We start from the raw sequence: 13,797 nt of genomic DNA, 5'->3' as shown, positions 1-13,797 counted from the left end.
GTTAAAATAATTTAAAATATTTTCTTTAATCCTCGCATATTGTGAGGCAGTCCGTGAAAAAGTTTTATAACTTTACCGAAATACAAAACTAATAATGCTTACAATAATTTTCTCAGCATTTCGAGAACTGAAAACGGAGAGATTAAAACCCCGTCGTGCTGATTCCAATTACATTCATGAGCTCTTGGCCTTACGTTCTGATTCTCAAATCATGAATTTTATGACGGAAAATTCATCGGTGCAATCATTTATTCAAAATTAAACAGATAATTATTCAAAATAACAGGTATGGCTTTTAACGAAATTAAAAATGAGATAAGATCCGATATAAAAACCGATAGAAAATTAAGACTGATCTGGTATTGGGGAATTATTTCCATATCGGCTGTTTTCGTATTGAAATGGTTTAGAGCAAGACATTTACAGCTCTCTCCTACCGTTGATTTTCTCCAGGGTACTTTACCCAATTTCTTTGCAGCAACGGGGTTTTGTGCTGTGTTTTTTATTTACTATAAATTGATTTTCCAGACGGATAACTCATTCAATAAAAAACTGATGTTCTCCACCTTATTTACTTTTGCAGGGCTAATTATTTGGGAAATCATTCAATACTTTATGGGGAGCCCGATGGACTTTTACGATATTGTAATGACAACAATAGGATGTATTCTGACAGCAGGTTTTATTCAACAGATCTATAAGGGATAAACAGAAAATTTTCAGATATTTGGATCACCCGAAAGCCAACAATTTTAATACATAAGCTATACTCTAAAGAAAATCTAACGATGAGACATACTGTTTTAATAACCGCATTATTTTTACTGACCCAAAGCGCCATCGCTCAGGAACAACATCAATCCCACAACAGCATTCCTGTTTTTTTTGATGAAATAAAAACAGCTTCAAAACAGAATACCAGTCTCTGGAACAAAGATTTATACGGCCCTATGCTTTTGGTTGATCCTAAAACAAGGGAAATTTTTGCCAATGAAGCGGATACTGAGGGGCTTTTAAAGCTTACCGGAAATGTCTATTCAGGGATTTTACCGGATAAGATCAATATTGCCAATACAGCAATCAACTGGAGTGGGAAAAGATGGGCCATGATCATGCTTCCGCTTCCTCAGAATAAGCAAAACAGACTTAATTTACTGGCTCATGAGTCATTTCACAGCATACAGCCTTCATTAGGTTTTACACTCAGCAACGCTGAAAATAATCATCTGGACCAGAAAGACGGAAGAATGTACCTCCGCCTGGAACTGGAAGCCCTGAAGAAAGCAGTTCAGTCATCATCAGAAAAAGAAAGGCAAAAGCATCTGACTAATGCCCTGATGTTCAGAAAATACAGACATTCGCTTTACAGGAATTCAAACACCACTGAAAATCTGCTGGAACTTAATGAAGGAATTGCTGAATTTACAGGAGCCATGTTCAGCGGGAGAAATAAAGCTCAGATGACCCAATTTTTTACGAACGGAATCGATGAGTTTTTTAAAAATCCCACCTTTGTGCGTTCATTCGCTTATCATACAATTCCGGCTTATGGATACCTGCTGTCTGCCAAAGATAAAAGCTGGAACCGAAAAATTTCTGACACCACCAATCTTACCGATTATTTTGTAAAAGCATTCCGGACCCAAATTCCTGATGACTTAAAAGAAGCTGTAAGCAACCGGACTGCTGATTATAACGGAAAAGTGATCATTGAAGAAGAAACAGCAAGAGAAGAAAAAACGAAAAAACTGATTGCTGAATACACGCTTAAATTCATTGACCAGCCGCATTTCGAGATCAGGTTTGAGAAAATGAACGTCTCTTTTGATCCAAGGAATATGGTTCCGATTGAAGATAAAGGTACTGTATATCCTAACATCAGGGTTACAGATAAATGGGGCATTCTGACTGTTGAAAACGGCGCATTGATGAGCCCGAACTGGGATAAAATTTCAATATCAAATCCCACCCAGATTACAGATAAAAAAATATCGGGAGATGGCTGGACTCTTGAACTCAGCAATGGCTACACTGTAGAAAAAGACCAGACGAGCGGAAATTATAAGCTGAAGAAAACTATACAATAATTGAATAAGAAACAGGCTGTCCCAAGAATGCATTAACAGGCTATAATATTGCCTGATCATCAGCTTTGAGACAGGTTTCATTTTTTACTTTTCCGGAATAATATTCTGCAGGGAGACAACCCCAGCACCTCAAAGGTTATCCGTAATAGTATTCAGAGGTAACATCGCCTTTGAAATCCGGTCTGAAGTCCTGTCTCTGCATATTCAGCTCAAACAGACGCTCACCGTTTTTTCTTCCGGCACGTATTTTCAAAGAATACCATCCGTTTTCCAGAGGAAGGATAATGCTGTTGTCATCACTGATCAAAGTGATATCTTTCAGATAGCCGATCCCCACTACCCGCACTTCATTATTGCTGGTCTGGAAGATCCATCCTGTAGATTGTGCTTCCACTTCACTATGATCCAGAATATATTCTTCCCCTGTGGAGACCTGAAAAGAATAATAGTCGTCTTCCACTCCTATGACCGGGATCGCAATTCCGGATTTGGTTATTTCATCCCCATGTTCGTTTTCGACAAAATATTTTAAGATATTATTACCGGGCAGGTTATATTCCTGCAGGTATTTCGATAAAAGTTCCGGACTGTAGATCACAAAACCTTTCATTTCTGAGAATATTTTCTTCATAATATATTGAGATTGGATTTGGTTAATTTTTTATAATCCTGTGATGGTCTAACAAATATAAAACGCGAATTGATTTTCAAAAAATTTTCCGACATCAATCTGAAAATTTGTAGTAGTTCTACGACTTTTACACCATAACTCCACATTTATCAATCTGATAATCAAACAGAAGAAAGCTACTCATCAGATCTCTATAAAATTACTTCAAATAAAACCCACCTGGATTTCTACCCACTATACGGAGAAATAAATACTGAATTTTCAAAAACGTAATATCACTATTTCCGTAAAATTTATAGTAAATAATAAACGAAGAACTTTATAAGTAAGAAAAAATATTAAGTAAAAGACTATTTACGACAAAGGTTTCACTGCCAGTGGGTGAAACCTTTATTCATGATTTTATTATTTTTTCTTAAGTTCCAGGGCTTTCTTCAGATAAACATCAGTCTGGTCTAAAAATTCCTGACCGGTCTGATGAACTTCAATGTGAGGAATAATCCCCTGCCCTTTTTTCTGATCCGGAAGATTCTGAGCATCCTGAATCACGTGAACAATAGAAAACCCGGTCTGAATTCCTGTATTGGGAAGTTCATAGACAAGAGGAAGATGCCCGTTGTGCTCATAATAGCCTCCAACGGTTTCTTTTCCTATAACAACGGCATTGGTATACGATTTTATCAGTGAAGCCAGATGTGAAGCTGCTGAAGCCACACGGTGGTCTACCAACAAATAAAGCTGGCCTTTGAAAGTTTTTTCATGAGGAAGGACCGAAGGGTTCTTATCATCTGCCCAGTAATACTTTTCCTGGACCGCTTTGGGATATAATGATTTAAGATAGGCATTCAGTCCGTTTTTATCTGTTACCCCATTGGAAAGGAAAAGTGGAGTGATCACCAGCTTTTCTTCCATAGGGACTTCATTGAATTTCGTATAAGCATAATGGCTGTCCCTGAAAGGCCTCTGGGTAAGATAAGAGAATACTTTCTCATAGAGCGCTCCTGTACCTCCGGTATTGCCTCTCAGATCTACAATCAGGTTTTGGATCTTCTCCCTTTCCAGGGTATCCATCATCTGATCAAGAAATATACTGAATTTTTTATAGGCAGGATCTTCTTTTCCGGTTGCAAAATCAAAACCTCTTAAGGACAGACGGTAAATCCCCTCTCCCTCTTTGGTAAAGCTGTATTTTTCAGAAAGCAGTTTTTTGTCAAAGGTGAGTGAATGTCTTGATTCCTGAAGTTTTTTAAATTTTTCCAGAGATATTCCGGGCAGGGAAACTTCATTCTCCTTTCCGTTCCATTGATACCGGATTACATAATTTTTGTGGGTTCCGAATTCAATATAAAACTTATCCAGCATACCTCTTTCAAAGCCTGTAATTTCTTTATAAGGCATTGAATATCCGTCAGAAAAATAATACTGTGAAAAGCGGCTGATCATTTCTTTGGCAGAAACACCGTTAACAGACAGAATTTCAGCACCAAGAGGTAAAGCCACGTCTTTTGAATCCTGCAACAGGCGTCCGTCAACATTTTTTAAAGTAACAGGCAGATATTCCGGCTTCTGAGTCAGATAATAGGAGGCATGGTTTGGCAAATCCGTATAATTATGGCAGCTCCCTTCAAACCCGGTAAGTCTGGCGATTACCTTATAAAAATCAAAAATACTTTTGCAGTTTGCAGCTTCTGTTTCTGCGAGCTGATACATACTGTCTATCTCCTTCTTGCTTCTGTATACGTATAATCCGGAATTTACCTTTTCCCTGATCGTGCGGAAGGTATGAAGGTCTTCTAAAAACTGTTCTGAAGTGATCCGGTCTTTCAGAACCGGTACCATTTTGGATTCGGTAACAGATACTTTAGCGGATTTAGCTTTTTCAAGATAGGATTTAGCCCAGATTTTAAACTCATATTTCCTGCCTTTCTCCGGAGAAAAATATAAGCGTTCAACACTTTTAATTCCTCTGGAATCATCCTGTTCCCTGATCTTTTTGCCATCCATGAATAATGATACTCCAAGATTGGCATCACCGGACTGCACAGATATCCATACAGGTCTGTCCGATTTTGGTGCATATTTCAGGGTATCACCAGGTTTCAGTTCTAAACCGGTCTGCGCATAAGCAGAATTCATCAGCAGTAAAAGAGGAATGAGGAAGGATTTGGTCATTGTCAATTTTTAGTCGGCTAATATACAAATTAACCTCAACCGATCTTTCCCTGAAATTGACTTTCTCCACCTATAGTTTTATACTCATATCCTGTACTTCTTCTGCAGAAAAGCCATAGATCTGAGGTGTTTTTACATCCAGCAGGTTCAGGTAAATATAGATTTCAGCCCTGTGGTGAATTTCGTGTTCTATCATAGCCCGAAGCCATTTCCAGATTGAAATCTCATTGCCGGCAGGCGTTAAGCATTTACGGGTAAGATCTTCATCAGACAGGGCATTGATGATTTCCAGGGTCTGTCTGTGCATTTCATTAAAAAACTGTACGGTTTCATCATAGCCGTCTGCCAGCTCTTTTCCACATCCCGGATAGGCACTTTTTCTTCCTGAGATGGTTTCGCCATACATATACCGTTCAATAGTTGCAATATGCCTGATCTGATCTCCAATGGTAAATTTCCCGGGTTTATAGGAAAAATCAATGTGCCCGGGAGGAACTACTTCAATGATCCGGTTCGTTCTTTCCCTTATTTTCTCATAATACCCGATAAAAGATTTTACTGATTGTATTTCCATGTCCTTCGTTTTTTAATAATCATTAAGCTTCAGTTGCCCTTTTTATTTCTTTCTGTGAATATAAGAAATCTTAAAACGGGATTTAATCCCCTATAAAAATAATTTAAATGTAAAAAATTCCTAATAAGTGCTTTTAAAATTTGGCTGCTTATCAAATATCAGATATTTTAGTAAAAAATAACCATGATGAGAACCTGGATAACGCTGTTGATGCTGCTGTTGAGTTTTGGAGATATGGCTGGTCAGTCGGCAAAGATCAATACTGAAAAACTACTTGAATATTATGAAAATCAGCGTTATGAAGATGCTGCAAAATATCTTCAAAGCATCTATACAGACGACACACGGGATATCAAAGCGCTGAGCCAGATCGCCTACTGCAATATGATGGCAGGAAAGCTTCCGGAAGCGGAAAAAGCATACCTGAAAATCAACGGGATCCAGCCGGACAATCCATCAACTTTATTCAGCCTGGTCAGCATCAATTCCAGAAGAGGAAATGCATCCAAAGCAAAATCTTATCTTCAGCAGATCATCAGGCTGGACAGTATGAATTTTAATGCCTATAAACAGCTGGCAGCTTATGAAGATACTTCAGAGGCCAAACTCAGATTTCTAAAAAAAGCCAATGCGCTTAAAGCAGCCGATCCGGATGTGGCTTATGATCTTTCTATGGTCTACCGTGAGCTTAAGCAGTATCAGCAGGCTTATGATGTTTTACAGACAGCCATCAGTGCTGATCCGGAAAATTTCACCCTGCAGCAGGCCCAGCTCCCTGTATCGAATCAGCTGGGGAAATATACTGAAGTCATTACAACAGGTGAAAAACTACTGAAGATAAATGCTGATGCTAATGTTATGAATGACCTGGGGCAGGCCTATTTTTATCTGAAAGATTATCAGAAATGTGCCAACATATATACAATACTGGAAAACCTTGGTGTGCAGAATGAAGGGACGTTATATTATATGGCCCTGAGCTATCGTGAACTGAAAGATTATGACAAAGCGGCAATCTATGCCCAAAAAACCATTGACGAAGCCATTTCAGACCATACAACATTATATTACGCTGCATTGGCAGGTATCTATGAAGATAAAAATCAGTATCATGAAGCATTAAATGCCTATAAAAGAGGTCTTACTTTTGGTGAGAGCAACATCATCTATTATCGCCTGGGACTTCTTTATGACCTCAACCTTAAACAGCCTAAAAATGCCGTCACCTATTATCAGCTGTACCTCAAAAACAAACCTGACCAGGCAAAAGAAAAGCAGCAGATTGATTATGCAAAAGGGAGAATAGCAGCGTTAGCAGGAACAAAATAGAAAAGAGCCCGGGATGCTATTCCCGGTACATCGACCACATTTCCAACTTGTCAAAATCTTTAATTTCCGAGAGCTTATACAGCTTATCTATTTTAATATTCGTCCATTTTTTTTCGAACACTTCTTCTCCGCTGTCTGCAGCTTCATTGGTATTTTCCTGCGTAAGCATTTTCTTCGTAGAAAAATTGATGCTGGTTGTACTGTTCACCACGGGCCCTGTATTTGAACTGTTATCATAACCAATCAGTTCAAAATCGGAATTCTGATATCTGAAAGTGTATTTCCAATAGCCATATCTTCCATGGGCATAGTGAATATTCAGATTTCCTTTTTCTTCATATACCATCAGTTCGGGAGCATAATACACGCCTCCTTCTTCGTTTTCAGAAGAAAAGCAGCTGTAGTTTTCTGATGCCAGCTGATAACCTTCACCTGTTTTGAAGAGAACAATGATTCCGCGACGGTTACGGTCAAGCTTACCCCGGTTTTCGTCGTTAACAATATTTTTGGGGTCAACTTTCTTGATAATAAGGATACAGTCTTTCACGCCATCCTTATTGAGATCTCCGAATGATTTTTCGAAAAGGGCATATCCTTCCGGAATAAAATCAGTGATTTCCTTTTGTGTTTCCACAGATGGTTTTGCCTGTACAGGAGCTTCCACCGCAGTTTCGTTTTTTTGATGCTGTGGTAACTTTTCCTTTTTATCCGCTTTGGAACAGCTGCAAACTACCATAAGTGACAGTGCTGCCAGCCTGCTGTAATTTTTATTTTTCATATTATTTTATCATGAATTTTTTTGGTTATTGGCTATTAAATAATGTCTGATTAAAAAAATTGTTTTGACCAAATCTAATTATTTAAAAAGCTTTTTGGGCATAAATACGATTTTTTCTGTTGCTGTCATTCATTTTTTTGTAATTTAAACCGAATTTAAATTTCCTGCCGGTATTGAAAACCGGTATCTGAAAAATTAGTTTTTCGCTCCCCCAGTATTATATATTTAAACAGAAGCAGATTATGAAGCAGAATATTTATGACAATCCGGATTTTTTCGCCGGTTACAAAGCGCTCCGTGATGGAGATAAAGGTTTGAATGAATTGTTGGAACAGCCAGCTATGAGAAGCCTTTTGATGCCTGTTCAGGGCAAAACCGTTCTTGATATGGGCTGCGGCCTTGGGCATCAGATTTTGTCATTATTACAGCAAAACCCCATGCAGATTACAGGATTGGATATTTCTCAGAAAATGCTCAGTGAAGCGCAACAAAGAATTTCATCTCCAAAAGTAAACTGGGCGTGTTCTGCTCTCGAAGATTTTGATTTTGGTAAAAGCAGGTTTGATCTGGTCATAAGCTCCATGACCTTACATTATACTGATGATCTTGCCACCCTGTTCCGAAAAGTTTCGGACAGCTTAAAACCTGGTGGGCAGTTTTTATTTTCGATGGAGCATCCGGTGTGTACAGCAGCATTGAAACCGTGGAAAGAACTGGATGGTGAAAAGTACTGGCTGGTAAACCGTTATTCTGAAGAAGGCCTTAGGAAACAGGACTGGCTGGTGAAAGGAGTGGAAAAATACCATCATACATTAAGTACCATAGTCGATGCAGTTTTATCTGCAGGATTGGCATTGAAAAACCTGGTAGAGCCAAGTCCCGATCAGGAACTTCAGAAACTTCGCCCTGATTTTCAGCAGCACATGCACCGCCCTCCTATCCTGATCGTAAATAGTAAAAAAAATTAACCTTTTATTTTGTGACGATAGTCACAAGAAGAAAAGATACTGATCAGCTAATTTTGCTTATATAAAAAACAAGATTATGAGCACAACCGAAAATGTAGCAGAACAGTTTATTCATTATCTGAATGAAGAAGATTTTGATAAGGCAGAAAGCTGTCTTGATCCTGATTTTAAATTCATAGGGGTAATGGGAAGCAGAGAAGGAGCTTCTGTCTATATCAATGACATGAAGAAAATGAAATTCAAATACCGGATAATTAAGATGTTCAGATCCGGGGAAGATGTATGCATCTGGTATGATATTGATATGGGAAAAAAGACCGTGCAGGCGTCCGGGTGGTATCATATCACAGACGGTAAAATCCATACATTCAGAGTATTATTTGATCCAAGGCCATTATTGGATTAATTTTCTCGGAGGTTTATGAGATACTCCTGAAATTGATTGATCATTACAGACCTCTGACAAAATTTTCATGAAGCTCCTTCAAAGGAGCTTCATAAATCATAAAAAAGACTGTCAAAATACTTTAACAGTCTCTTTGTAAAAGATCTTACTTTACAAATTACTTTGGCTGATTAAACATATAGCGTTCAATTTTCCAGTCACTGTTTACTTTTTTCATCAGGAAAAACTCTCTATTCAGCTCTTCGGTTTTCTTACCGGTAGCATGAATAAGCTGAGTGCCCTGAGACTGTGTTCTTACAAAGGCAACCTCACTCCCCAGGAAAACAATTTCTTCAGTTTTGAAGGTTATATTTAATTGCAATGCTTTAAAAACATTCCCGTAAGCGTTATTCAGTTGCTCTGTACCTGATGCTGTGGGCAAACCTGCCGGCATAAAGATCCCATCATTTGTATATTGTCCGACTGCCTGTTCTACGCTTGACTTATTCAGTGCATCAAAATAAATTCCCAGAGATTTTTCGATGGCTGTATTTTCTGTGTTCTGATCCATTTTACTGTGATTTTGAAGATTATTTTTATTTTCGGTTTTATTTTGGCAAGAGGTAAAAATTGATAACAACAGTACCCATACGATTAAGTTCTTCATTATTTAAAAAATTAAGAATTAAAAGCTTTATCCCTGGCTTCCTTCAATGCAACCGGCTTTCCTAATTTCCCGAATTCGTGCAGATCTCCAAAAACTTCAATACGGACAGACTGATCGATTCCTCCTACCTTAAGCGGATCAAAACCACTATCGGCAATAAGCTGTTCAACGTCTTTATCCACGCTGCTGTCATTGCTTGCATAGAATAAGACTGCTTGTTCCGGGCCCTGGAAAGCAGCTGTTTGTAAAGATGCTGCTCCTAAAGTTCCAAATGCCTTTACTAATCTTGTTTCTTCAGGTATTTTTGCAGAAATAATTTCACCGGCACTTTCCGATTCATCAATGATTTTTCTGAAACCACCTTTTTCATCCGGTGCAATAGGATTGGAAGGATCGATGATGATTTTATTTTTCAATAAATCCCGGTATTGTGACAGCAATTCCTGCTCAACATTAAACCAAACCGACATGATGATGATATCAGCATCCACAATTGCTGAGGCTGTATCTTCGGCAGTGGCCAGCGGACCAAGCTGTTTTGCCAGAGATCGGGCGTCCTCTATCTTTCTACCGGCGATAATAATTTCACGGTTTCCTTTGATCAGGTTTCCTGCAATAGTTTTTCCAATGTTTCCAAGGCCGATTACAGCCACTTTGGGTGTTGTTGTTGACATATTATTTATTTTTAGTTATACAATTATGTTTTAACACCACAAATTTATTTTACCGGAATGTCCTGATCCAATGACCTGGTTTAAGAAATACCATTGATCTGGTTTAAGATTATTTATTTTTAACGCGTTTATTTCTGAGCCTGCTTAGAAATTCCGGTGTTACCCCTATGAATGACGCAATCTGTATTTGCGGTAAACGGTTAAGTAAATGGGGATAAACCTCCAGAAATGTAGTATACCGTTCTTCCGCAGTAGAACTGATATTTTCAAGCAGCCGATTTTGTAAAGTGACATATGCATTTTCTATCAGGACCCGAAAAATACGGTCAAATTTACCGGCTTTCCGATATAACTGAATAAGATCCTGATAATTAATCTGCAGAACAACGGTATCTTCAACAGCCTCAATATTCAAACCGGAAGGTTTTTTTTCATGAAAACTTGCGATATCCATAGTCCACCAATTTTCTGTAGCAAACTGCAGGATATGCATGTTTCCTTTTTTATCAATCCTGTAGGTGCGCAAGCAGCCCTTCACCACAAAATTGAATTGTTTACACACATCTCCTTCCTGTAAAATATACTGGCGCTTACGATAAAGCCTTGGTTTAAAATAGTCATTGACTAAATTAATTTCCTCTTTATTTAACGGAATTATATGATTAAAGTAAGAAATTAAAGTCTCTGCATAGATATGTTCGGATTCCTGTTCCATAGTAAAAATTGATACTGTCATTAAAAATATAAAAAAATCCCATTTTATTGCTAAAGCAGCTATTCGTTTACTTTCAAAGCCAGCCTACTTTCTTTCTCCAGACTGTATATCCACTGTCAGCAGCTTCTATTTCAGGAATTCGGTCCGGTTCAGGAATGCTGTTGATTTCTTCCTGTGAGAATTCATGAAGGTTTACTTTTTTGCGTACTTTATTCAGCTGTTCTTTATTTTCTACCGGGAAAGGGACTCCATTGGCTGTCAACTGGGTACCGTATTTTTGAGGTTTGCTTTCAAAAACCTTTATTCTGTCATATAGAAAGGCTTTGTTTTTGGGATTGATATCACCGGAATGTTCTTCCATCATCTGATAGCATTGTTTCATAAAATCAGGTTCACCAATGGAATGCTGGATGATAAGCCATGCAGCATCACTGCCCTTCTCACCTACTTTTGAAATGGTGGGAAAGCCTATGTCTGCAATAATTTCACGCAGTCGTTTTGCATTTTCCCGATGGACTTTTTCCATTTCGGGATGATAGCCTTCAGAAAGTTTTCCCGCCGCCAACAGTTCTTCTCTTATGGCTAAATCATGACCCGCCCGTTCTGTCAGTTCTTTTGCCAGTGTGTCATTCATTTTTCATTTCAGTACTTTTAATGATACAAGTTATAAAATATTCAATTCAGTATAATCAGCTTCAATGATCTCAAGGATAAATCCAGCTCTTTTTTCTACCGGAACTTCAGGAACTTCAATCAGATGATAACCGTACTCCAGATAGATTTCTTTCATATGTTGGTAAGTGGAAACAGCTTCTTCAAAGTTTTGTTTTCTTTCCGGATCATTTTCATAAATTTCTCTCCAGGGCGGAAGAATAAATACATTCTTATGATAGATCATTTCCCGGGCTATTGTGGTCATCTCCTCAGGAACAGGAATATTTTCCAATCTGAGATATCCAATGGAATCCAGTATTCCACGGTCAAAGAAAACGGGTCCGGAACTACCGGTTTCCATCACTTCCTGATAGGATCTTACTGAAGCCTCAAACATCAGCTCTCCAAAAAGTTTTTTATTCATCCACGGCAGGCCTTCTCCATTCACCAGAATCTGTTCTTTGATAATCCTCCGTCCTTCTTCCGGTACGGTACGATATCCGATGCTTTCCAGCTCATTCAGTAATGTTGTTTTTCCAGCTCCGGGGCCACCGGTGATGATGTATAGCGGATAGGTTTTATATTTCATTTTGAATGGTTTACATTAAGCAGACGTCAATATTTCTTTTTAAAATTTAAGTGTAGCCAGCTGGCCGAAGTCTTCTTTATCATATATTCTCTCAATTTTACCGTTCTGCAGCACCGCTATTTTGTCACAGGTATGAAAAAGGGTTTCAATGATATGGGAACTCACAATCACTATTTTATTCTCAGATTTCAACTGACTGATGATATCATACAGAATATGAACACCTTCAAAATCTACTCCGTTGAAAGGTTCATCCAGAATATTAATAGGTTTGTCCAGCATGAGCATTCCTATTAGTGCCAGCTTTTTCTTCATCCCACTGGAATAGTACTGTACATATTTTTTCAGCGGAAGGTTGAATTTTTTGATGATCTCTGTGATGTCAGCTTCTTTTCCAGAAGTAAAATAGGCCAGATACTCTTCGCCTGTGATATAAGGATAAAAATAATTTTCTGTTTCCAGATAAGAGATCATTTTCCTCTGCAAACGCTCATTCTTCCAGGTAATGCTTCCTGAGAATTTCAGAGTCTGGTATAATGATTCAAATAAAGTGGTCTTCCCTGCTCCGTTTTTTCCAAGTATTCCCAATATACAGCCTTCTTCTATGGATAAATGAAGACCGTTCAATACTTTTTGGTTTTTAAATTCTACATTGATGTTTTTAATCTCCAGCATAGGTTCTGATATTTTGTCCGGCATCCTTTATATTGTTTTTCAACAGCAGTATGGCAGGAATAATGGTCATACTGCAAATGAAATATTCAAAGTAAACGCCCATATTGTAATAATTGTTTTTTTCTTTATAGTGGTATTTTTTGTATTTTCTGGTGAGAATCAGTAAAAAATAGAGGTTCATAAAAGCAAAATAATACAGCACATATAAACTTTCGGCCGGATTCAGGATCATAAACAGGCAGTAGGCAGGTAAAAGCAGTCCATTGAAAAACAATGAATTCCTCCTGATCTTCTCTTTTAAGGTATATTTCCTGAAATACATGGCCAGCATTTCTTTATTTTCGTTGGGCTCGTAGATATGCGATACATAATCAAGTGCAAAAACCCCTGCAAGAATTAACGATGCCGGATGATAACAGGAAAGCAGGACAACCATCCATCCCAAAACTGCCATCCAGCTATTTTTTCTCAGAAAGCTTTTCCATTCAAACAGATCTTCAGGGATAAAATTCCATTTCCAGGCAGGTAAAGTTACTGCGCCGGGTGTCAGAAATCCTGATAAAGCGATCAGAAGAAAGCAAACCCCGCCTGTTTTCTCAAACTGATAATGGATATTTCCCAACAGTAAAACGCTGTAAATACATGCCGCCTCAAGCCCAACAACCCACCTCCAGCTGCTTACAAAAACTTTTTTCAGAAAAGGAATATCTTTTCTTTCATAATGAAACAGCAATGTGAGTATAAAAAATAAAGGCGGATAATAATAGCTTTCCGGCAGCTTCATTACTATTAAAATAATAAAAATGAGCAATGCAGGTATACTTGCCCGGGGATTGAGGTTTAAAAGTCTGAAGCTCTGGCTGAGCCTGAATTTAAAATGATTGATTAGTTTTTTCAAA

Annotated in this window: 16 protein-coding genes; 5 read left to right on the top strand and 11 right to left on the bottom strand. The window is 38.1% G+C overall.

Annotation, left to right across the window (positions count from 1 at the left end):
* The first annotated feature begins 288 nt into the window (after positions 1 to 288).
* Positions 289 to 708: a hypothetical protein gene (locus BBI00_RS03605; RefSeq protein WP_065397485.1), complete on the top strand. Its 420-nt coding sequence runs from the start codon at positions 289 to 291 to the stop codon at positions 706 to 708.
* 80 nt (positions 709 to 788) lie between these two features.
* Entirely contained in the window at positions 789 to 2,087 is a 1,299-nt protein-coding gene (locus tag BBI00_RS03600) for a hypothetical protein (RefSeq protein WP_065397484.1), read from the top strand.
* 136 nt (positions 2,088 to 2,223) lie between these two features.
* On the opposite strand, the gene BBI00_RS03595 is transcribed toward BBI00_RS03600, so the two are convergent.
* The 3 genes from BBI00_RS03595 to BBI00_RS03585 form a co-directional block, all read right to left on the bottom strand.
* A complete protein-coding gene (locus BBI00_RS03595; protein WP_065397483.1) occupies positions 2,224 to 2,718 on the bottom strand; it encodes a hypothetical protein in 495 nt (164 codons plus the stop codon).
* Positions 2,719 to 3,123: 405 nt separating this feature from the next.
* Positions 3,124 to 4,890 (bottom strand): S41 family peptidase, encoded by a 1,767-nt coding sequence (locus BBI00_RS03590; protein ID WP_065397482.1) that lies wholly within the window; start codon positions 4,888 to 4,890, stop codon positions 3,124 to 3,126.
* A 70-nt stretch (positions 4,891 to 4,960) separates the two neighbouring features.
* Entirely contained in the window at positions 4,961 to 5,464 is a 504-nt protein-coding gene (locus BBI00_RS03585) for a DinB family protein (protein WP_065397481.1), read from the bottom strand.
* Positions 5,465 to 5,647: 183 nt separating this feature from the next.
* Here BBI00_RS03585 and BBI00_RS03580 point away from each other — a divergent pair, with 183 nt between their 5' ends.
* Positions 5,648 to 6,793: a tetratricopeptide repeat protein gene (locus BBI00_RS03580; RefSeq protein WP_083988414.1), complete on the top strand. Its 1,146-nt coding sequence runs from the start codon at positions 5,648 to 5,650 to the stop codon at positions 6,791 to 6,793.
* Between the two features lie 16 nt (positions 6,794 to 6,809).
* Here the strand turns inward: BBI00_RS03580 and BBI00_RS03575 are convergent, their stop codons facing one another.
* The gene (locus BBI00_RS03575; RefSeq protein WP_228394708.1) at positions 6,810 to 7,571 is read right to left on the bottom strand and encodes a hypothetical protein; all 762 of its coding nucleotides are present in this window, start codon (positions 7,569 to 7,571) and stop codon (positions 6,810 to 6,812) included.
* 242 nt (positions 7,572 to 7,813) lie between these two features.
* Here BBI00_RS03575 and BBI00_RS03570 point away from each other — a divergent pair, with 242 nt between their 5' ends.
* Positions 7,814 to 8,539, top strand: coding sequence for a class I SAM-dependent methyltransferase (locus tag BBI00_RS03570; RefSeq protein WP_065397479.1), 726 nt, complete (start codon positions 7,814 to 7,816; stop codon positions 8,537 to 8,539).
* A 76-nt stretch (positions 8,540 to 8,615) separates the two neighbouring features.
* A complete protein-coding gene (locus BBI00_RS03565) occupies positions 8,616 to 8,945 on the top strand; it encodes a nuclear transport factor 2 family protein (protein ID WP_065397478.1) in 330 nt (109 codons plus the stop codon).
* A 157-nt stretch (positions 8,946 to 9,102) separates the two neighbouring features.
* Here the strand turns inward: BBI00_RS03565 and BBI00_RS03560 are convergent, their stop codons facing one another.
* From BBI00_RS03560 to BBI00_RS03530, 7 genes are all read right to left on the bottom strand, one after another.
* Positions 9,103 to 9,495: a YybH family protein gene (locus BBI00_RS03560; protein WP_123902219.1), complete on the bottom strand. Its 393-nt coding sequence runs from the start codon at positions 9,493 to 9,495 to the stop codon at positions 9,103 to 9,105.
* Positions 9,496 to 9,602: 107 nt separating this feature from the next.
* A complete protein-coding gene (locus BBI00_RS03555; RefSeq protein WP_065397476.1) occupies positions 9,603 to 10,265 on the bottom strand; it encodes an NADPH-dependent F420 reductase in 663 nt (220 codons plus the stop codon).
* 109 nt (positions 10,266 to 10,374) lie between these two features.
* Positions 10,375 to 10,980 (bottom strand): Crp/Fnr family transcriptional regulator, encoded by a 606-nt coding sequence (locus BBI00_RS03550; protein WP_065397475.1) that lies wholly within the window; start codon positions 10,978 to 10,980, stop codon positions 10,375 to 10,377.
* A gap of 73 nt (positions 10,981 to 11,053) precedes the next feature.
* Complete coding sequence (locus BBI00_RS03545) at positions 11,054 to 11,614, bottom strand: DUF6624 domain-containing protein (protein ID WP_065397474.1); 561 nt, start codon at positions 11,612 to 11,614, stop codon at positions 11,054 to 11,056.
* A gap of 30 nt (positions 11,615 to 11,644) precedes the next feature.
* The gene (locus BBI00_RS03540) at positions 11,645 to 12,223 is read right to left on the bottom strand and encodes an AAA family ATPase (protein ID WP_065397473.1); all 579 of its coding nucleotides are present in this window, start codon (positions 12,221 to 12,223) and stop codon (positions 11,645 to 11,647) included.
* Positions 12,224 to 12,262: 39 nt separating this feature from the next.
* Positions 12,263 to 12,922: an ABC transporter ATP-binding protein gene (locus BBI00_RS03535; protein WP_228394707.1), complete on the bottom strand. Its 660-nt coding sequence runs from the start codon at positions 12,920 to 12,922 to the stop codon at positions 12,263 to 12,265.
* Positions 12,885 to 13,796, bottom strand: a complete 912-nt coding sequence (locus tag BBI00_RS03530; protein WP_065397472.1) for a hypothetical protein — start codon at positions 13,794 to 13,796, stop codon at positions 12,885 to 12,887. Before BBI00_RS03530 ends, BBI00_RS03535 begins: the two co-directional genes overlap by 38 nt.
* Position 13,797: the final 1 nt, after the last annotated feature.

It is taken from the genome of Chryseobacterium arthrosphaerae, assembly GCF_001684965.1.
Classification (GTDB): domain Bacteria; phylum Bacteroidota; class Bacteroidia; order Flavobacteriales; family Weeksellaceae; genus Chryseobacterium; species Chryseobacterium arthrosphaerae.
This window is presented reverse-complemented; position numbering and strand designations above follow the sequence as displayed.